We start from the raw sequence: 26,692 nt of genomic DNA, 5'->3' as shown, positions 1-26,692 counted from the left end.
CGGGGTGTGCGGAGTGTCGCGTTCGCGGGGCGTTCCGGGTACCGGGTGCGCCGGTTGGCAGGTCGTTCCGGGTACCGGGTGCGCCGGATGGCGCGTCCGTGGGCCGCTCAGATGCCGAACCGGGCGGCGATCCCGTCCAGTACGCAGTCCAGGCCCGTCTCGAACGCCCAGGTCGCGTCGTCCTTGCGGGTCGCCCGCAGTCCGTACCGCTCGTACGTGGGATAGCGGCCGGTCTCCATCAGATATGTCATCTGCGGGGCCAGGCCCAGCCGTGTCTCGTCGCCGGAGGACCAGCCGGCTGACGTCGTCCACGCCTTCAGTGCCACCTCCGACTGGGCCGCGCCGTGGGCGAAGGCGCTGACGGTGCGGAAGGCGACCATCATCGAGTCCTCGTCGAGGCCGAGGCCGTCGAGTGCCGCCAGCTGCCGTTCGGCGATCGCCAGCCGGCCGGGCGTGAGCACGAAGAGGCGGGTGGGCAGCTGCCCGATCCAGGGGTGCCGCAGCATCATGTCCCGGGTCAGCAGGCCGAAGGCACGCAGCACCTCGCGCCATCCGGTCACCTCGCCGGGGATCCGCATCTCCGCGGTCACCCGCTCGGCCATCAGCGCCCACAGGTCGTCCTTGCCGGAGACGTGCCGATAGGCGGCCATGGGGGCGACGCCCAGTTCCGTGGCGAGCCTGCGCATGGTGACGGCGGCGAATCCCTCCGCGTCGGCGATCTCGACGGCGACGGCCCCGATGCGCTCCAGGTTCAGTGCGGTGCGGGGTGCGGCCGCGGGCCGCTCCAGGCGCTGCCAGAGCGAGGTGTCCGGCCCGGGCCCGTCGCCCCGGCTGCTGTCCTTCTTCTTCTCGGCCACGGGCGGGCTCCTCTCGCTGGGCGATCAGCGTACAACGTATCTCTCGGTGGACGCTGTACACATCGGCGTGTACGTTGTACGCGTCGAGATACGTCGTACACATCAATGGCTTCCGCAGCCATCGCGTCCAGGGGGACCCATGACCAGCACCCGTCCGCAGCTCCGCGTCGCCGTCGTCGTCGGCAGCACCCGCGAGGGCCGCTTCGCGCCCGTCGTCACCCAGTGGCTGAAGGGGCACCTGTCCCAGCGCGACGACATGACCGCGGATGTCGTCGACTTCGCCGAGACCCCGCTGCCCACCGTCCTCCCCGCCTTCGGACAGCCGCCCGCGCCCGGCACCGAGGAGGCCCTGGCCCTGGTGTCACCGCGCCTCGCGGCGGCCGACGCGTTCGTCTTCGTCACGCCGGAGTACAACCACAGCTTTCCCGCGTCCCTGAAGAACGGCATCGACTGGCACAACGAGCAGTGGCACGCCAAGCCGGTCGCCTTCGTCTCCTACGGCGGCCTGCGCGCGGTGGAACAGCTCCGCGTCGTGATGGCCGAGCTGAACGCCACGACCATCCGCAACACGGTCAGCTTCCACAACGCCTACGGCGAGTTCGGCACGGACGGGACCGTCGACGACGCCCGGGTCGACGCGGCGGCCAAGGCGCTGCTGGACCAGCTCGCCTGGTGGGCGCACGCCCTGCGGGCCGCCAGGGCCGCCACTCCGTACGCGGCCTGACGACACATCGAGGATCCGGGGGCAACGACCATGAGCCAGGACACGAAGGACACGCACGACCGGCCGGGGCCGGAGGCCGCCCAGCCATCCGCCGAAGAAGGCGGAGGCCCGTCGAAGACCGTCCTGTTCGGTCTTCTCCTCGGCCTGATGCTCGGCCTGCTCGACGGCACGATCGTCGGCACCGCCCTGCCCACGATCGTCGGCGACCTGGGCGGCCTCGACCACCTGTCCTGGGTGGTGACGGCCTATCTGCTCACCGCCTCCGTCTCCACTCCCGTCTGGGGCAAGCTCGGCGACCTGTACGGGCGCAAAGGCAGCTTCATCTGGTCGGTCTCGGTGTTCCTCGCCGGATCCGTACTCTCCGGACTCGCCCAGGACATGGGACAACTCATCGCCTTCCGCGCCGTGCAGGGACTCGGCGCGGGCGGCCTCATGGTCGGCGCCGTCTCCATCATCGGTGTCATGCTGCCGCCGTCCCAGGCGGGCCGCTCGCAGGCGATGATCGGGGGGATCGTGCCGGTCGCCCTGGTCGGCGGGCCGCTGCTCGGCGGCTTCCTCACCGACCAGCTGAACTGGCGCTGGGTCTTCTACGTCAACATCCCATTCGGCGCGCTCACCCTGCTCGCCGTCGGGCTGGGCCTGCGCCTGCGTACCGAGCGGGTGAGGGCGCGGATCGACTACGAGGGCGCCGGCCTGCTCTGCGCCGCGATCCTGGCCCTCACCCTGGTCGGCAGCTGGGGCGGTACGGCGTACGCCTGGTCGTCGCCGCAGATCCTCGGCCTCGGGGCGACGGGTGCCCTTGCCCTGGCCTGGTTCGTCCGGGTCGAGCGACGGGCGGCCGAACCGGTCATCCCGCCCCGCCTGTTCGCCGACCGCAACTTCACGCTCGCCCAGGTGCTCACGTTCCTTGCCGGTGCCGTCATGCTCGGGGCTTCCACCTATCTGCCGCTGTACATGCAGTTCGTACGCGGCGCGTCCTCGACGGTCAGCGGCATGCTGCTGCTCCCCCTGATGGCGGGCATGTTCGGCGCCCAGATCCTGGTCGGCAAGCTCCTCGCGGGCGGCGGCAGCTACCGCCCGTACCCCATCATCGGCGGCGCGCTGTCGGCCGTGGGCGCGCTCGTCCTGCTGTCGGTGGAGAGCGGCACTCCCACGGCGGTGACCTCAGCCATGACCCTCCTCCTGGGCGTGGGCCTGGGCCTGCTGACGCAGAGCACCCTGCTCGCCACCATCAGCACCGCGACCCCGCGCGACATGGGCGCCGCGACGGGAACCGTCACCCTCGTCCGTACGATCGGCAGCTCCCTGGGCATCGCGGTGCTCGGCGCCGTCTACACGAGCCGCCTCCACGCGTCCGGTATGCCTGACGGCGGCACGGCCTGGACGCCCGAGGCGGTGCGCGGGATGCCGGAGGGGATCCGGGAGGCGGTACGGACAGCGGTCACGGAGGGCCTGCACGGGGTGCTGCTCGGCGCGGCGCTGCTGGGTGTCGTGACCTTCCTGGTGGCCTGGCTGATGCGGGACGCGCGGTTGCGGGAGAAGTGACGGGGCGGGGTGCGGGTGCGGGGGCTCGGCCACCGGCCCTTCCGCCGCTGGTCGGCCGGTCCCCGGCATTCTCCATGTCGGCGATCACCCGCTGTGAATCCACCGGTCGGCGACCAAAGGGCTGTCCCCGCCGCTCCGCTCTGACCGCCGGACTACGGCCCTGTGCTGTAATCCTCCAACGGTGCTGGGGACGGCCGGTGAGCGAGAGGGGGACAGGACGTGGCTGCTCGGGCTGGACGCGCTGTCGCGGTGCTTGTGATGGCGATGGCTCTGCCGTCGGCCGCTTGCGGCGGCGGTGGAGGTGGGGCCAAGGGGCGCGCGGCTGCTGCGATCGAAGCCGCACGGACCTACCAGCAGGCTTCGGTGAACCAGGACTGGGAGGCAGCCTGCGAGGGCCGGACCGAACGTCTGCGGCTGAGTTGGGGGGCGGACAGTATCGCCGAGTGCGTCGAGATCACCGCTGCGCGCAGGATCGGCAACTACTCGGACAGCAGGGTGAGCACCGGTGAGACGGTCGAAGTACCGGCATTCGGCCCGCACCCGGCGGGAATCGGGCTGCGGGTGACCTTGGAGACCGGGGCAGAGGGACGCGGCGCGACTTTTCACACCGCGCTGCGGCTCGTCCCTGGGGAACGGGGCAAGTGGCTCGTCGACCAGGCAGTGAACCTCGTCGAAACCGAGGACACGGACGCCGAGGCCGTGAGGGCCGCGCTCGAACGCAAGTGAGCCGGGGCCTCCTCTTTGGATCAGCGGGCGGACCGGAGAACAGGGGCTCATCGCCCTTCGCGCCGTGCCGGGACGGGCGGCCTCATGGCCGGAGCCATCTCCATCAGGGGGGTGATGTCATCGCTCGCCCGGGCGGGCCGCTCGGTGTCCGCCGCCCGGACTCGGTGCTACCGGCTTTCGTCGGGCCCCGGCCGTCCGGTGGGGACGACAGGTCACCCCCACCGTCCAGGTCCTGACATCAGATGCGGAAACCGATGACGCCGAAACCCGGTCGCGCCTTCGCGCGCCGCATCCAGGCGACGCACTGCATAACGGCCTCAAGGACTTCGGGCTCAAGCGCCGGCGCCTTCCCCGACTCGTCGGCGGCACGCTTGGCGGCCTCGAACTGCTGGAGCGCCAGGGCGATGTCTTCGGGCGACCACTCGCCGCAGCCCGGTGTGTAGGTGTACGGCAGTGGATCCGGCGGACCGCCGTGACTGAAGGCGTCCACGGACACCGCGGTGATGCCCAGGGCCTCCAGACCCTGATCGACGACGGACAGCCAGTCGCCCCTGTGCGGTGTGAAGCAGTCGTTGCGCAGGAACACGCCGGTGAGCGAGCATATGCGCTGGTAGGCGTAGCCGTACTGGAAGGCATGGTCCCGGTTGTCGCTGAAGGGGCCGCCGTGGATGACCGCGGTGAGTGCCTCGTCCGCCGTGGGAGAGCCCTGCTCGATCGCGTCACCGTGGTAGTCGTCGTCGCGGGCCAGATCCTGCCCGAACCTGGTGCGTATCACGTTCAGCAATTGGTCGTCGCGGGATCCGACCAGGGCGCGGGTGGCAGCGACGTCCAGCAGGTAGACGCTCAGGGAAGAACTCATGGACCGAACCCTAGGCGCTGCCACTGACACTCCGGCGAGGCCCGGTTGCTCGTCGAACTGCCGCGCCTGCGGCTGCTGTCGGGCGCCGGGCCGGGCGGGCCGGGAGCCGACCACCCCGGAACGGGCCACCGGAGGATCCGGTGGCCCGTTCCGGGGCGGCGCCCCTGAGGGGATGGCCTGCCGGCGTCGGCGCGCGCTTCGCGGACCGGTGGTCCGAGGCGCGGTCCGGTCCGGTCAGGCGGCGTGGCCGTACTTCGTGTCGTTGAGCGCCCGGGCGAACGCGCGCCGGCTCTGCCGTATCTCGGTGGCCAGGACTTCGCCCACTTCCGGGGAGCCCGGACCCGACGGCACCTCGACCTCCCAGCTCGACCACCAGGTGCCACCGGCGGACTTGTTCTCACGGAACGTGGCCTGGAACCGCAGCTGTGTCGAGTCCGGTGCCGACGACTCCAGCCGGATGCTGAATTCGCCTTCCCGCACCTCGATACGGACAACGTCCTCGATGCACGACATCCTGTCCGCGTCGGGCACGACCTCGGTGGCGAGCAGGCTCGCGTGGCGTACGGCGCTGCCCAGCACGGCGTACTGGTGACGTACGTCAGTCATGAGCGGCTCCGTCCGACGCCGTGCCGGTGGACTTCCTGTTCTGCCACGCGACTGCTGCCAGCTTGCGGAAGAAGGTGCCGTAGCTGCGCTCCACGTGGACGCCCTGTTCCTCCGCCTCATGATGGCGTTCGCGCAGCCTGTTGATCGGAACGACCATCGCCGCGTGGTGCTCGATGTGCAGATTGTTCCCGTTGGTGAACCAGGTGGACAGCCAACTGCCCCGGATCGAGCGCGTGTTGCGCAGCACGTCCCTGGTGCTTGTTTCGCACATCAGGTGTTCCGGGACCTCCACCAGGAAGTGGAGCGGAACAGCGAAGACCAGGGGCAGCAACCAGAGCCGGACCAGGGGTTCGGCCAGACCGAGGGCGGCAGCGGAGACAGCCGCCACGATCACCAGTCCGAGCAGCCGGTACTCGGTGACGATCTCCCGTCGCCGCCGCTCGGCGATCTGGCCGACGTCGTACGACCACCTGCCGGTCCAGCTGCGCATGATGTCCCGGAGCACCGTGACGAGCCGGGGGTAGTCCAGCAGGCCGCGCACCAGCAGGCCCGGAGTGATCGGCTTGCGGTTGTCGAACCCGAAGAACTCGGAGTCCTGCGGGGTCCCCAGGTACCGGTGATGCTGGAGGTGCCTCACCCGGTAGTGGCTGTAGGTGACCAGCAGGGGAATACCCAGGGGCACCCCCACCCACCGGTGGAGTCTCGCGGACTGAAAGGCGGAATGGTGCAGGCACTGGTGCTGGAGCTCGACCATGTGGGTGTAGACGGCGCCGAGCAGCAGCGCGCCGGTCAGCGCCACCGGCCACCTGGGGCTCAGCGCGAGATACCCGGCGGCCACGGCAAGACAGCAGGCCAGCGCGACCTTGGTGGTGAAGACCGCCTGGTCCCAGTCCGAGACCCGGCGCTTACGGAAGAGCAGTTGAGGCGAACCGCTCGGCGTGGTGACGGCCATCTTCTTCTCCCCTCTCAGCCGGACAGCTTGCGCATCGCGTCCCAGATCCGTTCGTAGTAGGCGTTGGCCACCCGCACCCGGGTGGCGACGCCGAGCGCGATCTCCCGCAGAAGCTCGGGCGACCGGTCCACCAGCGGCAGGAACACGCCCTTGAACCACTCCGCGCCGTGGTCGGCGTCGACGTGCACGTGCACCCGCTGGTAGTCGATGACGTCCGGGGGAACGTCCAGGCGGTTGCATCCGTCCACCATGGCCTGGAAGCGGGGCGAGGCACTCTGCTCCAGCACGCCCATCGCCCCGAGCGCGCGGGGATTGAGGTGGCGGTGGATGCCGTACATGAGCAGCAGGCAGGCATTCTCGAATGCCTCGGGGCACAGCAGTGCCTCCCGGCCTATGCCGGCGTCTGCCAGCCGGGCCCGCATGTAGACGGCGGAGTGCTCGAACATGCGGGTGTGGACGCGGGAGATGTCCCCCTCGCCCATCTCGTCCCAGTAGTTCTCGGCAATGGTGAGTTTTGTGTGGCCCTCGGTGCCGATCTGCACCATCGCCATGAGGTCGTCGAATTTACTGTCTACCAGCTCCTCTCCCATGAAGAAGAGTGCCATTTCTTCCATGGTGGCTTTCCGGGCGAGGTAGTCGCAGAATTCGGGCTGTGTGTGCTGCGCCGACACCTCAAGGAACCAGTCGTGGAATTCGGCACCGCTTCCGGGCAGCGAGTGGGGGGCGACCTGGGCGTCCTCCCAGGCGAGCCACGAATTCTCGATGGAGACTATTTCCGGGTCCGCATTGAGCCGAGGAATCCGGGAGAAATCCTCGGGTCCCGACATGTAATCGATGTAGTGCGTGTGCAGCCGGCTCAGTAGCGCTTCCCGCACGGTGGGGTCGGGGGTGCCACCCTCGGGGGGAAATGCCTGGTTGATCCGGTCCTGGTGGGAAGTTGCGGATGTGCGTTCTGCGGAAAATGTGGTCACGGTGCTTTCCCTTTCTGTCGACGGACAGGGTGTGGAAATTTCAGTGAGGCCTGGTTCCGCGCGTGATGACGTCGATGAATACGTCTCGGAAGGCCTCCTCGCCGTCCTGCTGCGGTGTGATGAGGGTCGCGTCGTGCAGTGTCTTCGCGTCGTCCGCCAGCAGCATGCTTCCGGGGCGCAGGAGTGTTTCTGAGTGAATTTTTCTCCGGCTCTCCGCGTCGTAGATCCCGCTTTCTCCACCGTCAATGTTGTGACGGTTCACGAGCAAGGTCACCACATAGTCGACGCCGTCCCGGTGTATTCCTTCGGGAGTCGGATTGCCGGATTTTTCGCTACTGGCCAGTATGCGGTTCTGGAAGCACTGATGGTGCCATGTCTGGGGGTCGTGAACGGAATTCAGAACCGATGTTATTCCGATAAGGAGGCCCCGGAACAATTCACTCGGAGCGATCTCCTTCTCGATCGGTTCATAAGTCCGTAGCACGTCACCGTTGAGGTGGTTGATGGCGAGCGGTTGCACGTAGGGCTTCGCTGCCGTCTCCTCTATGTCCCCGGTTCCCGAGACATTGAAGACGGAATGCCTCCGCAGGCGGTAGGTCTCGCCGTGGGCCATGAAGGAGTCCACCGGGAGCCGGGACCAGCTTTCGACGAAAGTTGGCCATTCTTTTTCGAAGCTCTTCTGGTCGTCGATCAGGTCGGTTACGTCCCCGCTCACGAAGAGCTGATCCACGAGTAATTTTGCCCAATCCGAGGCCGGCATGATCTCCTCCTGTCAGAGGCGGTTCGGGTGTGGTGCACAGCTCGACCGGGCTGTGCTGACCTGCTGCGGAAGAGTATTCCGGCGTTCGCCGTGAGGTCTCTGGACTCTTCAGAAGATCGGAACGATCGAAATCGGGTCATTCGGGATCGGCGTCGATGGCCCGGAAGATATGGACACGTGCCACCTGGGGAAATCCTGGGTGGCGCCTCACCGGGGAATTTCGCGCGGCCCGGCCATGCGCGGGGAACAACCATGCGGCAAATGTGCACGGTTGTTGCCGGCCGTATGTGACGGCCGCATGATTCTCTCTGGCGACGCATGCGGGCACGCGGGCGCCCAGGGAACGCACCGAGGGAGGATGTCCCAATCGTGAGCAATGAGAATTTTTACAACAGCGGGGCGAGGCGGATCCAGGCCGATCTCGGCACACGGCGAGTGGCCGATCACATCGCGGCCAATTACGTCACGGACAGCTTGGACGAGGCCGCGCTCACCCTGGTGGGCAGGGCGGATTGCTTCTATCTCGCCACGGCTGATTCCCAGGGCTTCCCGGACTGCTCGTACAAGGGCGGGCTGCCGGGATTTGTGCAGGCGCCGACTCCCGGCCTGCTCCGGTTTCCCAGCTATGACGGAAACGGCATGTTCCGGAGTCTGGGAAACATACTGGAGAACCCGCATGTGGGACTGCTGTTCATCGACTACGAGAAGCCGATCAAGTTACGCGTGAACGGCACGGCACGGGTGTCGACGGAGGACCGTGTCCTCGCCTCGTTCCCCGAGGCCGATGCCGTGGTCGAGGTCGAGGTGAGGCAGGTCTTCGAGAACTGCCCGCGCTACTTGCACGACGTGCGGCACGGCGCGTACTCGAAGTACATCCCGCGCCCGGACCGGGTCACGCCGGATCCCGACTGGAAGCTCAAGGCCGAGTACGAGGGCCTGGTGCGTCTGCGGAACCCGTAGGGACTTCTCAGCCACCGTGGGCGAAACCTGAGGTGCGGGTATAGGCGCGCTTGAGCCGCTGTTGAAGGATGACGGACCAACTGGACGGCGCTTCCGACGCCTTGGTGACCAGGACGATCGTCCGGGTGGGGGCGGGTATACCGGCAATGTCCATCGAGCGGGTCAGTCCGTCGCGTCGGATGAGCGCCGACGAGGGAACGAAGGTGATCGCCTGGAGGGCGAAGGCCATCTCCTGTGCCAGGGCCCAGTCGTCGGTGCGGCCGACCGGGCGGGTGAGAACCCCGTAGCGTGCGAAGTGCGAGGTGACCAGACGGTCGCAGTCCGAGCCGACGCGCGGCAGAACCCACGGAAGCATGGACAGCGACTCGGCGCCGGACCGGACCGCCGTGGAGAGCAGACTCGGCGGGCCGACCAGCAGGAAGGGTTCGTGCCGCAGCGGCACCGTCCGAAAGCGCACGTCCTCGTGTTCGGCGGCCTCCTGTATGGAAACCGCGGCGTCCAGGCTGCCGGCCTGGACCAGGTCGCGGCCCTCATGGGGCGAGGTCTCGAACACTTGGAGATTGAAGGGCAGATCGCCGGCGCCGCCCAGGGCCGGGAGTACGCAACTTCCCATGGCGGAAGGGAAGGAGCCGAGGGCGACGGTCGGTTTGCTACGGGGCTGAGCCGTTTCGGTGTCCTGGTGACGCGAGACGGACGTTTCCCAGAGTTCGGCGATCTGCGAGGCCACCTGAGCGATCACGGAGCCCCCGTCCGTGAACCTGATACCGCGCCCCTCGGGCTCTACCAGGGGAAACCCGCACTCCGCGCCGAGCACCTTGATCTGCTGGGACACCGCGGAAGGCGACAGATGGAGCGCTTTGGCCGCGGCATGGATGCCTCCGTATGAGTGCACAGTGTGTAACGTCCGGAACTGCTGCAGGTTGGCCATTACTCCGCTCTCTTCAGGGGCCGAGCAACGTCACATCCAGCGGGAGTACGTGAGGAACGCGCGCACCGGGAATGTGCCGAGGCCTGCCACCTTGATGGGAACCGCGGTGAATTTTCCGCCCTGTTCTGGAATGAGAGACAGGTTCGTCAGGTGCTCGACGACGGGAATTCCCGAACCCAGCAGCTCGGTGTGCGCGGGGCGTTCGCGCGTGTGCGTACCGTCGATGTTGAGGGAGTCGATCCCCACGAGCGCCGGTCCCGCGTCGGCGAGCAGTGCGGCGGAAGCGGCGGAAAGGTGGGGGTGCTCACCGCTTGCGTAGCTGTCCGTGCCCCAGTATCGGGACCATCCGGTCCTGATGAGCACGGCACGGCCGCGCAGGGTATGGCCCGAGAAGCACTCGGGGGAGATCTCCTGTTTGTCCGTCTCGATCACGGTGGCCGGCACACCGGCGACTCGGGCGAGATCGAGAGCCGTGAGGTCGTACCCGTCCGCGTAGCGATGAAAGGGCACGTCGAGGTAGGTGCCCGTCTGGCCCACCAGGCAGAGTTTGCCCGTGTGGAACTCTGTCCCCGGCGCGTATGTCTCGCGCGACTGCTCGCGGGAGATCTGGCTCGTCAGGACGGGCTGCGGCAGGCCCGGGTAGGCGCTCGTGCCGGGCACGATCTCATGGCTGAGATCTATGAACATGTTTCCGGGTCCGCCGTGGCGGAACCTGCCCTGGGAACGGGGCAGAGGTGAGCTGTTCACCATCGGGACTGCCTTTCTGCTGCATTCGAACAAGGATGGTCGGCGGGTTCGGTCCGGTACAAGAAGGCCTTTCAGGTTTTGGCCATATGCCTACTGCTGCTTGCGTGCGGCAGTTTCGGCCGGAGGGCTCTGCGCGGAGGCCGTGTCCGGGAGGCGGGCGGCGCGTGCGTCGCGGAACGCGAGGGGGACGACGAGAAGGATCAGGGTCGCGGCCGCGGCGAAGGCGCCGTCGATGCCCAGGGCATGGGAGGTCAGGCCGACCGCCACGGCTCCGGCTCCGGTGCCCGCGTCATAGGCCATGTTCCACAGAGTGCTGGCCATGCCGTGGCCGTTGCGGCCGGAGCGTTGGAACATCAGCACCAATGTGTCGTTCTGGAGCGCGCCGAAGCCCAGGCCGTAGATCACCGCCGCCGCGGCCGACAGCACCGCCACACCGTCGGGGTGCGCGGCGGCAAGCCCGAAGCCGCCCATTCCCACGGCACACGCCAGCACGCTCGGCCCCATCAGACGGCCCACGCCCGAGCGGTCGCTGACGATGCCGGCGACCCAGCGGCCGGCGATGACCGCGCCCGACAGGAGGAACAGCGCGGGGGTGGCCGCGGACGGCTGCGCCAGGGCGAGGGGGAGGAAGGACGTGACCGCACCCAGCGCACAGGCGGTCGTGATCAGGACGGTGAACGGATTGCCGACCGCACGCAGACGGAGCGGGCCCGTCCTGGCCCGGGGCTGCCGGGGGGCGCCGTCGGCGGGTGGGGGCACCTTGATCGCGGCGGCAAGGGGCGCCGCCAGCACACTCAGGACGCCCGCGGTGACGAAGACCGCGGTGAACCCGACGTGTTCGGCGGCCCACACCCCCAGGGGAAGACACACCACCTGGGGGAGACCGACGGCGACGCCGTACCAGCCCACCGCCCTGCCCCTGCTGTCCGCCGGGATCAGCTCGGCGACGAGCGCGCTGCCGGCCACCGCGACCATTCCGAAGCCGACACCTCGCACGGCGGAGATGGCCAGCACCCATTCCATGGCCGCCGAGACCGGGTAGACGAAGGTGGGCAGGCCCAGGAGGAGCGATCCCATGACCAGCATCCGGCGCAGGCTCACCCGCTTCAGCAGCCATGACATGCACAGCTGCACGCCCACCGTCGTCGCCATCGTCACACCGGTCGCGGCGCCAACGGCGGTGTAGCCCGAGCCGCCCTCCGCGGACCAGAGCGGTGCGACCGACAACAGCGGCGCGTAGTTGGAGAAGGTGCCGAGCGTCGCGGCCAGGAGGAGAAGGAAGTCGCGCCCGGCCAGGCCGGTGCGGGTGTTCCTGCCGGAGCTCTTGCCGCGCTTTGTTGCGGAGAAGGCCATGCGTGAAGTCTTCCGACTCCCATCCATCGCGTCCAACGAATGATTGCAATGGTTTCGATCGATGAATACGATCGATGGGTGGAGCTGAAGCATCTTGCGACATTCGTCGTGGTCGCCCGGCGGCTGAGTTTCACCCGGGCGGCCGAGGAATTGGGATACGTGCAGTCCAGCGTCACCGCACACATCAAGGCGCTCGAAACAGATCTCGGCGTTCCGCTCTTCGAACGCCTCGGCCGCCGGGTCACCCTCACGGACGCCGGCCGCGAGCTGCGGGGGCACGCCCGGACACTCCTCAATCACGCGGAGCGAGCGACCGAAGCCGTGCGCGGCGCGAGCAGCGACCCGCAGCGCGTACGGGGAACGCTGCGCATCGCCGCACCGGAGAGCCTGTGCGCACACCGGCTGCCCACCGTGCTGGGAGCGCTGAAGGACCGCTTCCCCTATCTCCAGGTGGCTTTCGGCGCGGCGAGCAGGACGGCCCTGATGAACGCGCTCAGCGAAGGCAGTCTGGATGCCGGGTTCCTGCTTGAGGAGGAGGTCAGCGGGCCCAACGTGACCGCCGGGAGACTTGCGGAGGAAGAGCTGAGCCTGGTCGCCCGCCCCCAGCACCGGCTGGCACACGGCGGCCCCGTCCGGACAGCGGATCTGGCCGAGGAGACCCTGCTGCTCATCGAGAAGGGATGCGCACAGAGAGAGGTGATGGACCGCGAGCTCGGGCGAGCCGCGATCCGGCCCGCGACCATGGAGTTCGTCAGCACGGAGGCCCTCAAGCGCTGCGCCGCGGCCGGACTGGGTGTGGCGCTGCTGCCGACCGTCGCCGTTGCCGACGAGATCGCCAGGGGGGAGCTCAGCCCCTTGCCGTGGGCGCACCGCCCTGTCCTCGGCATCTACCTCGTCGTCCACAAGGACCGCCGCCCCACGGCCGCGCTGCGCACCCTCACCTCGCTGGCACGGTCGCAGTGGCCGGCCACGAGCTGATGTCCGGGCGGGGGAGAAGGCCGTTCGGGCCGGTCCCCGAAAGCCGGTACGGACGCCCCGTCCCCGGCCGTCCGCCCATGGGCCGTCCTCCCGCCGGTCCGCCTCCTCACCGGTCATCCCCCTCCTCCGGTGAGAACGGGCGAAACGTACGCTTCAGAGGGATGCCCCGCCGCCCCGGCGCCATCGACGGACCCGTACGAGTGCTCCGTGCCGTTGAGCGCCGCCGTGCCGTCGCGGGAGATCCGGCACACTCCGAGCAGCGCGTAACCGAAGGAAAGGCCACCCGCCCATGAGCAGCAACGAAACGCCGCGCGGCCCCGTCGACTCGTCCCGCGTCCCGCGGTACGCGGGACCCGCGACGTTCGCGCGGCTGCCCCGCCTCGACGAGGTGGGCGCGACGGACGTCGCCGTCGTCGGTGTGCCCTTCGACTCGGGTGTCTCCTACCGGCCCGGCGCCCGCTTCGGCGGCAACGCGATCCGTGAGGCCTCGCGGCTGCTCCGCCCGTACAACCCGGCACAGGACGCCTCGCCGTTCGCCCTGGCCCAGGTCGCGGACGCGGGGGACATCGCGGCCAACCCGTTCCACATCGACGAGGCCGTCGAGACCATCGAGGCCGCCGCCGACGACCTTCTCGCCACCGGTGCCCGGCTGATGACGCTCGGTGGCGACCACACCATCGCGCTGCCGCTGCTGCGCTCCGTCGCCAAGAAGCACGGACCCGTCGCGCTGCTCCACTTCGACGCGCACCTCGACACCTGGGACACCTACTTCGGTGCCGCGTACACCCACGGCACCCCGTTCCGCCGGGCCGTCGAGGAAGGGATCCTCGACACGTCCGCGCTCTCCCACGTCGGCACCCGCGGCCCGCTGTACGGCAAGCAGGACCTCACCGACGACGCCAAGATGGGCTTCGGCATCGTCACCTCCGCCGATGTGATGCGGCGCGGCGTCGACGAGGTCGCCGACCAGCTGCGGCAGCGCATCGGCGACCGGCCGCTCTACATCTCCATCGACATCGACGTGCTGGACCCGGCACACGCCCCCGGCACCGGAACCCCCGAGGCCGGCGGCCTCACCTCCCGTGAGCTGCTGGAGATCGTGCGCGGGCTGTCCTCCTGCAACCTGGTCTCCGCCGATCTGGTCGAGGTGGCCCCCGCGTACGACCACGCCGAGATCACCTCCGTCGCCGCCTCGCACACCGCGTACGAACTGACGACGATCATGACCCGGCAGATCGCGGAGGCGCGCGAGAAGTGAGTCACGACCACCACGACGAGCGGCCCGAGCTCACCCCCGCGCAGATCGCCGCCGCACTGGACCCCCCGCCCGGACGCACCGGCGGCGACCTCGTCGTCGAGACGCTCCGGGGCCTCGGCGCGACCACCGTCTTCGGCCTGCCCGGTCAGCACGCGCTGGGCATGTTCGACGCGCTGCGCCGCTCGTCCCTCGGCTATGTCGGCCTGCGCGTCGAGAACAACGCGGGCTTCGCCGCCGACGCGTACGGGCGCGTCACCGGCGAGGTCGCCCCGCTCCTGCTGTCCACCGGGCCCGGCGCGCTCACCTCGCTCGCCGCCCTCCAGGAGGCGGCGGCCGGCTCCGCACCCGTACTGGCGATCTCCAGCCAGATCCCGACCGCGGGCCTGGGCGGCGGACGCCACGGCTATCTGCACGAGCTGCGCGACCAGAAGGCGTCGTTCCGCGACATCGTGAAGTCGGTCCACACCGTCCGCACCGCCTCGCAGATCCCGTCCGCGATCGCCGCCGCCTGGGAGTCCGCGCTCACGGCCCCGCACGGCCCGGTCTGGATCGAGATCCCGCAGGACGTGCTCACCGCCGTGACGACCCTGCCCGTCGTCACGGCGATGGACGCCGCCCCGCGCGAGGTGCACGCCCGTCCCGAGCTCATCGCCGTCGCCGCCCACCTGCTGTCGAACGCGGAGCGTCCGGCGGTCATCGCGGGTGGCGGAGTCGTACGCTCCGACGCCTCCGGCAAGCTGCGCGTCCTCGCGGAGAAGCTGGGCGCCCCCGTCGTCACCACCTACGGCGGCAAGGGCGCCTTTCCGTGGGAGCACCCGCTCTCGCTCCAGTCCTGGATCGAGGACCGGCACACGACGGACTTCCTGGAGGACGCCGACGTCCTGCTCGTCGTCGGCTCCGGCCTCGGCGAACTGTCCTCGAACTACCACACCTTCGCCCCGCGCGGGCGGGTCGTGCAGATCGAGGCCGACGCCGGGAAGCTGGAGTCCAACCACCCCGCCCTCGGCATCCACGCCGACGCCCGCGACGCGCTGTCCGATCTCATCGAAGCGGTCACCCCGCGCGAGGACCCGGCCGCCGCCGAGCGCGTCACTGCCCTGCTCGGGCGGGTACGGGACCGGATCGCCGCCCAGGAACGCACCCTGGAACAGCACCTCCTCGCCGCGATCCGGGCCGCCCTGCCCGACGCGTCCCCCAGCTTCTGGGACATGACGATCCTCGCCTACTGGGCCTGGGCCGCCTTCGACGCCCGACGGCCCGGCACCATGCACTCCGCCCAGGGCTCGGGCGGCCTCGGCTACGCCTTCCCGGCGGCCATCGGCGCGGCCGTCGCCGACCGCACGAAGCCCGTCCTCGCGGTCTCCGGCGACGGCGGCGCGATGTACTCGATCGCGGAACTCGCCACGGCCCGCCAGTACGGCCTCCCGGTCACCTGGCTGATCGTCGACGACGGCGGCTACGGCATCCTGCGCGAGTACATGACCGAGGCGTTCGGCGAGACCAGCGCGACGGAACTGTCCCGCCCGGACTTCGTCGCCCTCGCCGAGTCCTTCGGTGTCCCCGGGGTCCTTACGAGCCCCGGGACGCTCGCCGACGACCTGGCCGAGGCGCTCGCGCGGCCCGGCCCCTCGGTCGTCGTGCTGCCGGCGCTGCTGCGGATGTTCGAGCCGACGCATATGGAGGGCGTCGCCGGGCCTTCGGCCTGAGGGCTGTCCCGGCCGTTTCCGCGACGAGGCGCCCCCGCCCGCTGCCGGGCGCCGGAGCCGTCAGCTGACGAGTGGGCCGGACCTGAGGCAGTTCTGATGCCTCGGGTCCGGCTCACTCGACGTGCGGCGCGTCTCAGTAAGCGGTGCTGAGTTCCCAGAACCGGAAGACGGTCGAGGTGTCCAGGCAGTTCTGCAGGCCTCGGACGTTCTCATGGGCGACCGCGTACTGCTTGCCCTGCCAGAGCGGCAGAATCGGCAGTTGTTGCGCCACGATGTTCTGCAGTTTCGTGTACTCCTGCCGCGTGCTCGCGCGATCCGTCATGGACGAGGTCCGCGGGATGATCCGGTCGACGATCTCGCCGTTGTCGTAGTTGTTCGACAGGACGTTGCCCTTGCCGAAGAACGGCTGGGTGAAGTTGTCCGGATCGGGGTAGTCCGGCACCCAGCCCTTGACGTAGATGCCGTATTTGCCGTCGGCGATGCCTTTCTCGTACTCGTCGAAGGGGACGGACTTCATGCTGGCGTCGAAGAGCCCGCTCCGGTTCAACTGATCGGCGATGGTCTGCAATTCGTCGTCGGTGGCGGGCCCGTACCGGTCCGGTGTGGACCAGAGGGTGAGCCTCACCTTGTCCGTGATGCCGGCGCCCCGCAGCTCCGCCTTCGCCTGCTTCGGTTTCGGGCTGTCCCCGTAGGTGTCGAAGAAGGAGGTGCCGTGGCCGGTGATGCCGACCGGGATGATCGAGTAGAGCGGTGCGGCCGTGGACTCGTAGACCTCGCTGACCAGGGAGTTGCGGTCGACGAGGTAGGCGATGGCCTTCCGGACGGCGAGCCTGCCGACGACCGGGTCGTCCATGTTGAAGACCATGTGCTGGACTTCGGCGCTGTTGCCCTGGACCACCTCGATGCCACCCTTCGCCGCGGTGGACGAGGTATCCAGAGCGGCTATCGCCTTGGCGCTGAGGCCGCGATAGGCGATGTCGACGTCGCCCTTCTGCAGAGCGGACTGCAAGGCCTGCTGGTTGCCCCGGTAGAGCTCCAGCGTCACGCCCGAGTTCTTCACCTCGGCGGTCCCGTGATAGTCCGGGTAGACCGAGAAGACGGCTTTCTCCTTGTCGATGGAGTTCAGCTTGTAGGGACCCGAACCGACCGCCTTGCCGCCCTCGAGCAGGCTGTCCTCGGGGTAGACCTCACTGTCCACTATGGAACCGCCGCCCGAGGCGATCTTGCTGGGGAACGTCGCGTCGGGCACCTTGAGGCGGAAGACGACGGTCTCGTCGTCCGGGGTGCTGATCGAGGAGATCGTGGAGAGCAGCGGGGCGGGGCCCGCCGGGTCGTTGATCCTGATCGTCCGGTCGAAGGAGTACTTGACGTCCTCCGAGGTGAGGCTGTTGCCGTTGCTGAACTTCAGCCCGTCACGCAAGGTGCAGGTGTACGTTTTGCTGCCGCCGGAGAACTTGCACTCCTTGGCGGCCTCCGGCACGGGAGTGGACGCTCCGGGCGGGAAGCTCAGCAGGGACTGGAATACGTTGTTGAACAACAGCCAGGACCCCGGGTCGTATCCCGAGGCAGGATCCGTGGCGAGGATGGCGTCGGACATCCCGACGACCATCCGGCTGTCGGAGCCCTGAGAGCTGCAACCCGTCAATAACATTGCTGCCAGCCCCCCGGCGATCAGGGTGCTGGGCAGCCTCGTGCGAACTTTCACAGAACGTTCCTCATGCTCTCGGCCGGCCGCATGGGGGGTGTCCCCGGACAGCCGGATCAGGTCGGAAACGACAGCGAACACCGTGACCGTCCAGCGCAGTCGGCCCTGCCGGGCTCGATTGCGGACCGACGTACTGCTCGGACTCGGTGTTCGCCAGGAACTCTCAACATGTTGACTGACCACCAAATGTCAGCCGGTGAACTGTAGTTGGCAGGTCGATTTCCATCTCGTAGTGATGTTGGCAATCTACGTGTATACCGCGACGCGCGCTGTCACATCGTACGAAAAAAATCTTCATCCAACAGCCCGCGAACCCCCTGGACTCACCCCTGCGACCTGGGCTGTCCTGATACCTCGGCGATTTACCCCTTCAAGCCGGATGCTTCGTATCTCTGTACAACCTGTCGGTGTATGCGAACAGATTGAGGACCTTCAGGTGAACGCCGGACGACCGGATATCGCAATCCCGTGCCCGAAGATTCCGGGTGGGACTGGAATGTCCCCGCCCGGGGCGGCGAGGACATTTCCGGCTTGCCGAGGAGGCCGCCATCACCGGTCACCACGAACGGGAACCGGCCTCCACCGGCCCGGCCCGGACCGTCGCGTTCCACGCCCGCCGGGAGGCCGCCGACCACCGCGTCCGCGGTCCTCCTGAGCGGAGGGCCCGGCCGCCCTGTCCGCGGTCCTCCTGAGCGGAGGGCCCGGCCGCCCTGTCCGCGGTCCAGCGACGCGGGCCCCGGCCGCCGCCCTGTCCGCAGTCCCGCGCGGAACGCCCCGTCCGAGGTCCTACGCCGAAGGTCCCGTATTTGTTGCGGCGGGATGAAATCCGCAGCCCACCGCGTTGGTGCCTTCCGGCAGAGCAGGTCGAACGGGAGGCACCGGGTGTCGGACGCAGCGGAGCAAGGAAACGGCGGGCAGCCGCGCGGCTGGGCGCGGAGGCTCTGCGGTTATGCCTGGCGCTACCGGCGCAACGTGCTGCTGGCGCTCGGCTCGTCGCTCGCCGGAATGGCGGTGATGGCACTCGTCCCGCTGGTCACCAAGGTGATCATCGACGACGTGGTCGTCGGCCACACCCGTTCCCTGGCCGTCTGGACCGGGCTGCTGATCGTGGCGGCCGCGCTCGTGTACGTCTCCACCTACATCCGCCGCTACTACGGCGGCCGGCTCGCCCTCGACGTCCAGCACGACCTGCGGACCGAGATGTACGGGACGATCACCCGCCTCGACGGCAAGCGCCAGGACGAGCTCTCCACCGGCCAGGTCGTCGGCCGTGCCACCAGCGACCTCCAGCTGATCCAGAGCCTGCTGTTCATGCTCCCGATGACCATCGGGAACGTTCTGCTCTTCCTCATCTCCCTGGTGATCATGGCGTGGCTCTCGCCGCTGCTGACCCTCGTCGCCATCGCCGTCGCCCCCGCCCTCTGGTTCATCGCCCGCCGCTCCCGCTCCCGCCTCTTCCCCGCCACCTGGTACGCCCAGTCGCAGGCCGCTGCCGTCGCCGGAGTCGTCGACGGGGCCGTCTCCGGCGTCCGCGTCGTCAAGGGCTTCGGACAGGAGGACCAGGAGACCGGCAAGCTGCGCGAGGTCGGGCGCCGGCTCTTCGCCGGACGGCTGCGCACCGTCCGGCTGAACTCCCGCTACACCCCCGCGCTCCAGGCGGTCCCCGCCCTCGGCCAGGTCGCGATGCTGGCCCTCGGCGGCTGGCTCGCCACCCGCGGCGAGATCACCCTCGGCACCTTCGTCGCGTTCTCCACCTATCTCGCCCAGCTCGTCGGCCCGGTCCGGATGCTCGCCATGGTCCTCACCGTGGGCCAGCAGGCCCGCGCAGGCGTGGAGCGCGTACTGGAACTGATCGACACCGAGCCGTCCCTCCAGGACGGCACCAAGGACCTCCCCGCCGACGCCCCGGCCGGCGTCGAGTTCGAGGACGTACGGTTCGGCTACGCTCCGTCGCCCTCCGTCCCCGCCCGTGACGGGGACCTCGGAGGCGGAGCCGGGTCGCGCCCCGTCCTCGACGGCTTCTCGCTGACCATCGAACCCGGCGAGACCGTCGCCCTCGTCGGCGCGTCCGGCAGCGGCAAGTCCACCGTCTCGCTGCTGCTGCCCCGGTTCTACGACGTGACGCACGGCGCCGTCCTCGTCGGCGGACACGACGTCCGGGAACTGACCCTCGACTCCCTGCGGGCCGCCATCGGACTCGTACCGGAGGACAGCTTCCTGTTCTCCGACACCATCCGCGCCAACATCGCCTACGGGCTCCCCGGTGCCACCGACGAACAGATCGAGGAGGCCGCCCGCTCCGCCCGGGCCGACCGGTTCATCGCCGAGCTGCCCGACGGGTACGACACCACGGTCGGCGAGCACGGGCTCACCCTCTCCGGCGGTCAGCGCCAGCGCATCGCGCTCGCCCGCGCCATCCTCACCGACCCCCGGCTGCTCCTCCTCGACGACGCCACCTCCGCCATCGACGCCCGCGTCGAGCACGAGATCCACGAGGCGCTGCGCCAGGTCATGGCCGGCCGCACCACCCTGCTGATCGCGCACCGCCGCTCCACCCTGGGCCTCGCCGACCGGATCGCCGTTCTGGACAACGGCCGGCTCGCCGACATCGGCACCCACGAGGAGCTGGAGCTGCGCTCCGCCCTCTACCGGCGCCTGCTCACCGACCCGGACGAGCTGGGCGGCACCTCACCCGGTCACCGGCTCGGGGCCGCCGCCCCGGACCCCGAGGACGACCGCACCCTCCAGGAGGAGATCGACGCCGAGTCCGACGCCGAGCGCGGCATCACCCCCGAGCTGTGGGTCCGCAAGGAGGAGGCGCGCGGCACCGACACGGCCGGCGCCCCCGCCACCCCCGAGCTCCTCGCCCAGGTCGAGGCCCTGCCCCCGGCGACGGACACCCCGGACGTCGACGAGGCCCGCGCCGTGCACGCCGAGGACTCCTACGGGCTCCGGCGGCTGCTGCGCGGCTTCGGGCTGCCGCTGCTCGTCAGCCTGGTACTGGTGGCCATGGACGCCGGGGCCGGCCTGCTCCTGCCGGTCCTGATCAGGAACGGCATCGACGAGGGCGTGACCCAGCTCGCGCTCGGCGCCGTCTGGACCGCCTCCGCCTTCGGCCTCCTCGTCGTACTCGTGCAGTGGGCCGCCCAGATCGGTGAGACCCGGATGACCGGCCGCACCGGCGAGCGGGTGCTCTACTCGTTGCGGCTGAAGATCTTCGCCCAGCTCCAGCGCCTCGGACTGGACTACTACGAGCGCGAGCTGACCGGCCGGATCATGACCCGGATGACGACCGATGTGGATGCCCTGTCCACGTTCCTCCAGACCGGTCTGGTCACCGCCTTCGTCTCCGCCGTCACCTTCTTCGGCATCATGGTCGCGCTGCTGGTCCTCGACGTGGAACTGGCCCTGGTCGTCTTCGCGACGCTGCCCGTGCTCGTCGTCGGCACGTTCTACTTCCGCCGCAAGAGCGTCAAGGCCTACGAGCTGGCCCGTGAGCGCATCGGCGTCGTCAACGCCGACCTCCAGGAGTCCGTCTCGGGTCTGCGGATCGTGCAGGCCTTCCGCCGCGAGCGGGACGGCGCCGACCGGTTCGCCGCGCGCAGCGACCACTACCGCGAGGCCCGGGTCCGGGGCCAGTGGCTGATCTCGGTGTACTTCCCGTTCGTCCAGCTGCTGTCCTCGGTGGCCGCCGCCGCCGTACTGGTCGTCGGTGCGGGCCGGGTCGACAACGGCACACTGACCGCGGGTGCGCTGGTCGCCTACCTCCTCTACATCGATCTGTTCTTCGCTCCCGTGCAGCAGCTCTCGCAGGTCTTCGACGGCTACCAGCAGGCCACCGTCTCGCTGGGCCGCATCCAGGAACTCCTCCAGGAACCGACATCCACCGCGGGACCGGACGAACCGCTGGAGGTGCGGTCGCTGCGCGGCGACATCGCGTTCGAGGACGTGTCCTTCGCGTACGGCGGCGAGGAGGCCGCGCTCACCGGCATCGACCTGCGGATCCCGGCGGGGCAGACCGTCGCGTTCGTCGGCGAGACCGGCGCGGGCAAGTCCACCCTGGTCAAGCTCGTCGCCCGCTTCTACGACCCGACGGGCGGCCGGATCACGGCGGACGGCACCGATCTGCGTGCACTGGACATGACCGCGTACCGGCACCGGCTCGGGGTCGTACCGCAGGAGGCGTACCTCTTCGCAGGCCCGGTGCGGGACGCCATCGCGTACGGGCGGCCGGAGGCCACCGACGCCGAGGTGGAGGCGGCGGCACGGGCGGTCGGCGCGCACGACATGATCGCCACCCTGGAGGGCGGCTACCTCCACGAGGTCGCCGAACGGGGCCGCAACCTCTCGGCCGGCCAGCGTCAGCTGATCGCGCTCGCCCGCGCCGAGCTCGTCGACCCGGACATCCTGCTGCTCGACGAGGCCACCGCGTCCCTGGACCTCGCCAGCGAGGCCCTGGTCAACCAGGCGACCGACCGCCTCGCGGGCCGCCGCACCACGCTCGTCGTCGCCCACCGCCTCACCACCGCGGCCCGCGCCGACCGGGTCGTGGTGCTGGACCACGGCCGGGTCGTCGAGGACGGCACCCATGACGAACTTCTCGCCCTGGACGGTCACTACGCCGTGCTGTGGCGCACCTTCATAGGGGAGGACGAGCCCGCGGGGGTGTGAGCGGGCGGAACGCGGACGCAACCTCCGGACGGCCTTCCGCGTCGTAGGCAGATACATGTGTGCGCGTACGGGGGTCGGGTAGGGGCGTGTGCGTTCGATGAGGTGAGGGGGCTGCTGGTGACCAGAGGGACCGGAAGACACGGCGGGCGCACGGGAGGCGGGGGCCCGCGCCGCCTGCTCGTCCTCGCGCTGACGACCAGCCTGGGGCTCGTCGCCGGCGGTGTGGAGGCGAGCACCGCCCATGCCGCCTCGGTGTGTGCCGGACGGCCCGCGAAGACGGTGAAGTTCTCGACGGGAGAGCTCCGCGTCTACCGCACCCGCGACTACGCCTGTGCCACCGCCGTCGCGGCGAAGCCCGGCAAGCGCCGCCAGATGTCCGTACAGATCCAGCCCCGCGGCGGCCGGCCCGTCGTCGACAGCGGCTCCTTCACCCAGCGGGCCGGACCGGTGACCGTCCACGCGCTGAACCGTTGCGTCCGGGCCTCGGGGACGATCGCCGGAAAGACCGGAACCACGAGCTGGATCCTGTGCTGACCGGGCGACGCGAGCGCACGACCCGGCGACACGCGTGCATGACCGGGCGGCAGGGGCTGGTGGTGCGGGTATCGCCCGGCTAGGTTCACGACGTCTGTTGTGAATCTTGGGGAGGGTGAATGCGTAAGGCGCTCAGAGGGTTTCTGTCGCTTGCGGTGCTCATCGGCACGGTGAGTGCGACAGGCGCCTCGGCCGGGGCGGCCACCGCCGCGGAACCGGCCGCGGTCCGTACCGCCGCCGGCGACAGCGGTACGAGCACGGACATCAAGGACCGCATCCTGGCCATCCCGGGAATGAGCCTGATCGAGGAGAAGCCGTACGCCGGGTACCGCTACTTCGTACTCAATTACACCCAGCCCGTCGACCACCGGCACCCGTCCAAGGGCACCTTCCAGCAGCGCGTCACCCTGCTGCACAAGGACACCTCCCGCCCCACGGTCTTCTACACCAGCGGCTACAACGTCTCCACCAACCCCAGCCGCTCGGAGCCGACCCGGATCATCGACGGCAACCAGGTCTCGCTGGAGTACCGGTTCTTCACCCCGTCGCGCCCGTCGCCCGCCGACTGGTCCAAGCTCGACATCTGGCAGGCGGCCAGTGACCAGCACCGGGTCTTCACCGCGCTGAAGGGGATCTACTCCAAGAACTGGCTGACCACCGGCGGTTCCAAGGGCGGCATGACCGCCACGTACTTCGAGCGCTTCTACCCGAAGGACATGGACGGCGTCGTCGCGTACGTCGCGCCCAACGACGCGGTCAACAAGGAGGACTCGGCGTACGACCGGTTCTTCGCGAACGTCGGCACCAAGGAGTGCCGCGACAGGCTCCAGGGCGTACAGCGCGAGGCACTGGTCCGCCGGGAGCCGCTGGAGAAGAAGTACGAGCAGTACGCCGCCGACAACGGCTACACCTTCACCACCGTCGGTACTCTCGACAAGGCCTACGAGGCCGTCGTCATGGACTACGTCTGGGCGTACTGGCAGTACAGCCTGCTCGCCGACTGCGACACCATCCCGGCCGACGCCCCGAACGCCACCGACCAGGCGATCTGGGACTCGATCGACTCGATCTCCGGCTTCTCCGCCTACGCGGACCAGGGCCTGGCCACCTACACGCCGTACTACTACCAGGCGGGCACCCAGCTCGGCTCGCCCGACATCAAGCAGCCCTGGCTCGGCGGGCTCAGCCGTTACGGCTACCAGCCGCCGCGCACCTTCGTGCCGCGCTCCATCCCGATGAAGTTCCAGCCCTCGGTGATGCGCGACATCGACACCTGGGTGAAGCACCACGCCAGCAACATGCTGTACGTGTACGGCGAGAACGACCCGTGGGGCGCCGAGCGCTTCCGGCTCGGCGCGGGTGCCCGTGACAGCTACGTCTTCACGGTGCCCGGCGGCAACCACGGCTCCAACGTCGCCGGTCTGGCCCCCGCGGAGAACGCCACGGCCACCGCCGCGATCCTGCGCTGGGCGGGCGTCGCCCCGGCCGCCGTCCAGGCGGACCCCTCGCAGGCGAAGCCGCTCGCGAAGTTCGACGCGCGGCTCGACAAGAAGGACCTGACGACCGAGCACCGGCTCGGCGTCCGGCGCCCGTAGCGGAACCCCGCGCCGGCGGCCCCTCCGAGGGGCCGCCGGCGCGGGAACGCTCAGTAACTCAGCCCGTAACCCACCGGGTGCAGCACCTGCGCGGGATCGTCCGCGCGCTGCACCGGCACCGGGAGCTTCCCCTCCGGCTCGGCCCGGCCCGCGATCACCCGTACGGCGGCCCGCAGTTCGACGTCGGTCCAGGAGTACGCGGCCAGGCTCGCCGCGTATCCGGTCCCGGCCAGCTGGGCGATGTCGTACGGATTGCGGATCGCGACCGTGATCACCGGCACGCCGGTCGCGGCCAGCGCCGTCACCAGGGCGCGCTGCGGACTGGCCGCCGAGACGTTGTACGTCCCCACCACCACCGCGTCCTTGCCCTGGGCGGCGGCCACCGCCGCCTCGATGCCCGCCTTGGTCGGGGTGATGCCGGTGGACAGCGCGGTGGCCGTGTACCCCAGCGCGTTGAACTCCTGCGCCATCGTGGTGGTCGGCGGGCCCGTCGTGCCCGAGGGGGAGGCCGGGTCGGCGCCCACCACCAGCACGTTCTTGTGCGAGCGGCGCGAAATCGGCAGCAGCGCACCGGGGTTGGCCAGCAGCGTGGTGGTGTGCTCCGCGATCCGGTCGGCCTCGGCGAGGTGCGAGCGGGTGCCGACGGTACGGTCCACCCCCCGGTGGCTGACGAACGGGTCGTCGAACAGCCCCAGCTTCGCCTTCAGCCGCAGAATGCGCAGGATCGATTCGTCGAGGCGGGCCTCACTGACCTCGCCGCTCCTGACGGCCGCCAGGAGGGCGTTCCAGGACACATCCAGGCTCGGCGGGTTGAGCAGCTGGTCGACGCCGGCCTGGACCGCCAGCACCGGCACCCGCTCGTCGCCGTACTTCGTCCGCACGCCCTCCATGCCGAGCGAGTCGGTGACCACGACACCGTCGTAGCCGAGTTCCTCGCGCAGGATGCCGGTGAGGATGGGCCTGGACAGCGTCGCCGGGTCCTCGGACGGGTCCAGGGCGGGAACCACGATGTGCGCCGTCATGATCGAGTCGATGCCCGCCGCGATCGCCGCCCGGAACGGCGGCTCGTCCAGCTCGGCCCACTGCTCGCGGGTGTGGGTGATCACCGGAAGGCCGGTGTGGCTGTCGGTGCTGGTGTCGCCGTGACCCGGGAAGTGCTTGGCCGTGGAGGCGATCCCGGCGCTCTGGTACCCCTTCACCTGGGCGGCGACCATCGCGGCCGCGGACTGCGGGTCGGAGCCGAAGGAGCGCACGCCGATGACCGGGTTGGCCGGGTTGACGTTGACGTCCGCGTCCGGGGCGTAGTTCTGGCAGATCCCGATCGCCGCCAGTTCGGCGCCCGCGATCTGCCCGGCCCGCCGCGCGTCGGACCGCGAACCGCCCGCGCCCAGCGCCATCGCGCCCGGCATCAGCGTGGCGGGCTCGCCGACCCGGCAGACGATGCCGTGTTCCTGGTCGGTGGAGATGAGGAGCGGCACGGCGTTGGGCTCCGCCAGACCGGCCCGCTGGATGCCGTTGGAGAGATCGGCGATCTGGTGCGGGTCACGGGTGTTGTGCGCCCACGCGAAGTAGATGATGCCGCCCACGTGGTACTTGGCGATCATCTCGGCGGCGGTGCGCACCCCGATCTCGGCGAGGTTGGCGTCGATGTCCGCCTGGTCGGGCTCGGTCGCGGAGTGCCCGTAGACCCGCATGACGAAGAGCTGGCCGACCTTCTCCTCCAGGCTCATCCGGGAGATGAGCCTCTTCAGCCGACGCGTGGTGGCGGCGGAGGTGTGGCTGCTGCTTGCGGACTTCGGGGCGGCGACGGCGCCGGGGGCGACAGCCATACCCGCGGCCGCCGCGACAGCCGTGGCTGCGGTGGCGGTGAGGAGGGTGCGTCTGGAGGTGCGGTCGTGCACGTGAGCTCCTTCGGCCGTACTCGGTGACGAGGGGGTGATGAATGGAACTGCGGTGAGAGAAACCGTGGTGAAAGAAACTGCCAAGGATCACGGATATCCAGAAAATAACTTCCGGTCAAGGGTGCGGACCGTTTTGAGCGCGTCTCCGCACACCCTGATCCACTCCGGACGCCGGCTCCGGTCCACTTCCCGCGTCGGCTGCGGTGCGGCCCCGCGCCGGGCGCCGGGCCTGATTCCCTTCCCACGGCCGTGCGCTGACGCGGCCGTGCGCTGACGCGGCCGTGCGCTGACGCGGCCGTGCGCTGACGCGGCCGTGCGCTGACGCGGCCGTGCGCTGACGCGGCCGTGCGCTGACG

The 26,692-nt window shown here is 69.6% G+C and carries 21 protein-coding genes; 10 read left to right on the top strand and 11 right to left on the bottom strand.

All coding sequences use genetic code 11. From position 1 onward, the window contains the following. Window positions 1-107: 107 nt before the first annotated feature. Window positions 108-857: a TetR/AcrR family transcriptional regulator gene (locus ACZ4LX_RS17525; RefSeq protein WP_467644938.1), complete on the bottom strand. Its 750-nt coding sequence runs from the start codon at window positions 855-857 to the stop codon at window positions 108-110. 139 nt (window positions 858-996) lie between these two features. Here ACZ4LX_RS17525 and ACZ4LX_RS17520 point away from each other — a divergent pair, with 139 nt between their 5' ends. The 3 genes from ACZ4LX_RS17520 to ACZ4LX_RS17510 all read left to right on the top strand — a co-directional run bounded on the left by ACZ4LX_RS17520 (window position 997) and on the right by ACZ4LX_RS17510 (window position 3,852). Further along, window positions 997-1,581, top strand: a complete 585-nt coding sequence (locus ACZ4LX_RS17520; protein ID WP_467644942.1) for an NADPH-dependent FMN reductase — start codon at window positions 997-999, stop codon at window positions 1,579-1,581. 30 nt (window positions 1,582-1,611) lie between these two features. After that, a complete protein-coding gene (locus tag ACZ4LX_RS17515; protein ID WP_467644947.1) occupies window positions 1,612-3,126 on the top strand; it encodes an MDR family MFS transporter in 1,515 nt (504 codons plus the stop codon). A 219-nt stretch (window positions 3,127-3,345) separates the two neighbouring features. Continuing rightward, window positions 3,346-3,852 carry a hypothetical protein gene (locus tag ACZ4LX_RS17510; protein ID WP_467644954.1) on the top strand — a complete coding sequence of 169 codons (507 nt, stop codon included), beginning with the start codon at window positions 3,346-3,348 and terminating at the stop codon, window positions 3,850-3,852. 238 nt (window positions 3,853-4,090) lie between these two features. Here ACZ4LX_RS17510 and ACZ4LX_RS17505 read toward each other — a convergent pair whose 3' ends face one another. The 5 genes from ACZ4LX_RS17505 to ACZ4LX_RS17485 form a co-directional block, all read right to left on the bottom strand. After that, window positions 4,091-4,711, bottom strand: coding sequence for a DUF7691 family protein (locus tag ACZ4LX_RS17505; protein WP_467644960.1), 621 nt, complete (start codon window positions 4,709-4,711; stop codon window positions 4,091-4,093). A gap of 234 nt (window positions 4,712-4,945) precedes the next feature. Then, a complete protein-coding gene (locus tag ACZ4LX_RS17500) occupies window positions 4,946-5,317 on the bottom strand; it encodes a hypothetical protein (protein WP_467644964.1) in 372 nt (123 codons plus the stop codon). After that, window positions 5,310-6,269 carry a fatty acid desaturase family protein gene (locus tag ACZ4LX_RS17495; RefSeq protein WP_467644969.1) on the bottom strand — a complete coding sequence of 320 codons (960 nt, stop codon included), beginning with the start codon at window positions 6,267-6,269 and terminating at the stop codon, window positions 5,310-5,312. Before ACZ4LX_RS17495 ends, ACZ4LX_RS17500 begins: the two co-directional genes overlap by 8 nt. A gap of 14 nt (window positions 6,270-6,283) precedes the next feature. Beyond that, window positions 6,284-7,240: an iron-containing redox enzyme family protein gene (locus ACZ4LX_RS17490; protein ID WP_467644974.1), complete on the bottom strand. Its 957-nt coding sequence runs from the start codon at window positions 7,238-7,240 to the stop codon at window positions 6,284-6,286. Between the two features lie 40 nt (window positions 7,241-7,280). Next, window positions 7,281-8,000, bottom strand: coding sequence for a 2OG-Fe dioxygenase family protein (locus ACZ4LX_RS17485; RefSeq protein WP_467644977.1), 720 nt, complete (start codon window positions 7,998-8,000; stop codon window positions 7,281-7,283). Between the two features lie 369 nt (window positions 8,001-8,369). Here ACZ4LX_RS17485 and ACZ4LX_RS17480 point away from each other — a divergent pair, with 369 nt between their 5' ends. Next, window positions 8,370-8,960, top strand: a complete 591-nt coding sequence (locus ACZ4LX_RS17480; RefSeq protein WP_467644981.1) for a pyridoxamine 5'-phosphate oxidase family protein — start codon at window positions 8,370-8,372, stop codon at window positions 8,958-8,960. Between the two features lie 7 nt (window positions 8,961-8,967). Here ACZ4LX_RS17480 and ACZ4LX_RS17475 read toward each other — a convergent pair whose 3' ends face one another. The 3 genes from ACZ4LX_RS17475 to ACZ4LX_RS17465 form a co-directional block, all read right to left on the bottom strand. Beyond that, on the bottom strand, window positions 8,968-9,888 hold the full coding sequence (locus ACZ4LX_RS17475; protein ID WP_467644986.1) for a LysR family transcriptional regulator: 921 nt from the start codon (window positions 9,886-9,888) through the stop codon (window positions 8,968-8,970). A 30-nt stretch (window positions 9,889-9,918) separates the two neighbouring features. Then, window positions 9,919-10,575: a cyclase family protein gene (locus tag ACZ4LX_RS17470; RefSeq protein ID WP_467644992.1), complete on the bottom strand. Its 657-nt coding sequence runs from the start codon at window positions 10,573-10,575 to the stop codon at window positions 9,919-9,921. 150 nt (window positions 10,576-10,725) lie between these two features. Further along, complete coding sequence (locus tag ACZ4LX_RS17465; RefSeq protein WP_467644996.1) at window positions 10,726-11,988, bottom strand: MFS transporter; 1,263 nt, start codon at window positions 11,986-11,988, stop codon at window positions 10,726-10,728. Between the two features lie 78 nt (window positions 11,989-12,066). Between ACZ4LX_RS17465 and ACZ4LX_RS17460 the strand changes: the two genes are divergently transcribed. From ACZ4LX_RS17460 to ACZ4LX_RS17450, 3 genes are all read left to right on the top strand, one after another. Then, window positions 12,067-12,966 carry a LysR family transcriptional regulator gene (locus ACZ4LX_RS17460; RefSeq protein WP_467645000.1) on the top strand — a complete coding sequence of 300 codons (900 nt, stop codon included), beginning with the start codon at window positions 12,067-12,069 and terminating at the stop codon, window positions 12,964-12,966. A 289-nt stretch (window positions 12,967-13,255) separates the two neighbouring features. Further along, window positions 13,256-14,224, top strand: coding sequence for an agmatinase (gene speB / locus ACZ4LX_RS17455; protein WP_467645004.1), 969 nt, complete (start codon window positions 13,256-13,258; stop codon window positions 14,222-14,224). Next, window positions 14,221-15,930 carry a thiamine pyrophosphate-binding protein gene (locus tag ACZ4LX_RS17450; protein ID WP_467645010.1) on the top strand — a complete coding sequence of 570 codons (1,710 nt, stop codon included), beginning with the start codon at window positions 14,221-14,223 and terminating at the stop codon, window positions 15,928-15,930. Before speB ends, ACZ4LX_RS17450 begins: the two co-directional genes overlap by 4 nt. Window positions 15,931-16,063: 133 nt before the next feature. Here the strand turns inward: ACZ4LX_RS17450 and ACZ4LX_RS17445 are convergent, their stop codons facing one another. After that, on the bottom strand, window positions 16,064-17,635 hold the full coding sequence (locus ACZ4LX_RS17445; RefSeq protein ID WP_467645130.1) for an ABC transporter substrate-binding protein: 1,572 nt from the start codon (window positions 17,633-17,635) through the stop codon (window positions 16,064-16,066). Window positions 17,636-18,517: 882 nt separating this feature from the next. On the opposite strand from ACZ4LX_RS17445, the gene ACZ4LX_RS17440 reads away from it, so the two are divergent. The 3 genes from ACZ4LX_RS17440 to ACZ4LX_RS17430 all read left to right on the top strand — a co-directional run bounded on the left by ACZ4LX_RS17440 (window position 18,518) and on the right by ACZ4LX_RS17430 (window position 24,435). Next, the gene (locus tag ACZ4LX_RS17440; RefSeq protein ID WP_467645015.1) at window positions 18,518-22,306 is read left to right on the top strand and encodes an ABC transporter ATP-binding protein; all 3,789 of its coding nucleotides are present in this window, start codon (window positions 18,518-18,520) and stop codon (window positions 22,304-22,306) included. A gap of 117 nt (window positions 22,307-22,423) precedes the next feature. Then, complete coding sequence (locus tag ACZ4LX_RS17435; protein ID WP_467645019.1) at window positions 22,424-22,840, top strand: hypothetical protein; 417 nt, start codon at window positions 22,424-22,426, stop codon at window positions 22,838-22,840. Window positions 22,841-22,959: 119 nt separating this feature from the next. Beyond that, entirely contained in the window at window positions 22,960-24,435 is a 1,476-nt protein-coding gene (locus ACZ4LX_RS17430) for a S28 family serine protease (protein WP_467645022.1), read from the top strand. A 50-nt stretch (window positions 24,436-24,485) separates the two neighbouring features. On the opposite strand, the gene ACZ4LX_RS17425 is transcribed toward ACZ4LX_RS17430, so the two are convergent. After that, the gene (locus tag ACZ4LX_RS17425) at window positions 24,486-26,336 is read right to left on the bottom strand and encodes a glycoside hydrolase family 3 protein (RefSeq protein WP_467645025.1); all 1,851 of its coding nucleotides are present in this window, start codon (window positions 26,334-26,336) and stop codon (window positions 24,486-24,488) included. Window positions 26,337-26,692: the final 356 nt, after the last annotated feature.

This window comes from Streptomyces sp. NPDC026062, from assembly GCF_055568375.1.
The sequence above is the reverse complement of the archived record's forward strand: the minus strand, read 5'-3'. Positions and strand labels throughout refer to the sequence as shown.

What these genes read in the sequence shown, in the direction of transcription:
- ACZ4LX_RS17495 (WP_467644969.1), bottom strand. Translation starts at nt 6,269, where the DNA reads ATGGCCGTCACCACGCCGAGCGGTTCGCCTCAACTGCTCTTCCGTAAG.
- ACZ4LX_RS17430 (WP_467645022.1), top strand. Translation starts at nt 22,960, where the DNA reads ATGCGTAAGGCGCTCAGAGGGTTTCTGTCGCTTGCGGTGCTCATCGGC.
- speB (WP_467645004.1), top strand. Translation starts at nt 13,256, where the DNA reads ATGAGCAGCAACGAAACGCCGCGCGGCCCCGTCGACTCGTCCCGCGTC.
- ACZ4LX_RS17465 (WP_467644996.1), bottom strand. Translation starts at nt 11,988, where the DNA reads ATGGCCTTCTCCGCAACAAAGCGCGGCAAGAGCTCCGGCAGGAACACC.
- ACZ4LX_RS17500 (WP_467644964.1), bottom strand. Translation starts at nt 5,317, where the DNA reads ATGACTGACGTACGTCACCAGTACGCCGTGCTGGGCAGCGCCGTACGC.
- ACZ4LX_RS17505 (WP_467644960.1), bottom strand. Translation starts at nt 4,711, where the DNA reads ATGAGTTCTTCCCTGAGCGTCTACCTGCTGGACGTCGCTGCCACCCGC.
- ACZ4LX_RS17520 (WP_467644942.1), top strand. Translation starts at nt 997, where the DNA reads ATGACCAGCACCCGTCCGCAGCTCCGCGTCGCCGTCGTCGTCGGCAGC.
- ACZ4LX_RS17470 (WP_467644992.1), bottom strand. Translation starts at nt 10,575, where the DNA reads ATGTTCATAGATCTCAGCCATGAGATCGTGCCCGGCACGAGCGCCTAC.
- ACZ4LX_RS17475 (WP_467644986.1), bottom strand. Translation starts at nt 9,888, where the DNA reads ATGGCCAACCTGCAGCAGTTCCGGACGTTACACACTGTGCACTCATAC.
- ACZ4LX_RS17485 (WP_467644977.1), bottom strand. Translation starts at nt 8,000, where the DNA reads ATGCCGGCCTCGGATTGGGCAAAATTACTCGTGGATCAGCTCTTCGTG.
- ACZ4LX_RS17515 (WP_467644947.1), top strand. Translation starts at nt 1,612, where the DNA reads ATGAGCCAGGACACGAAGGACACGCACGACCGGCCGGGGCCGGAGGCC.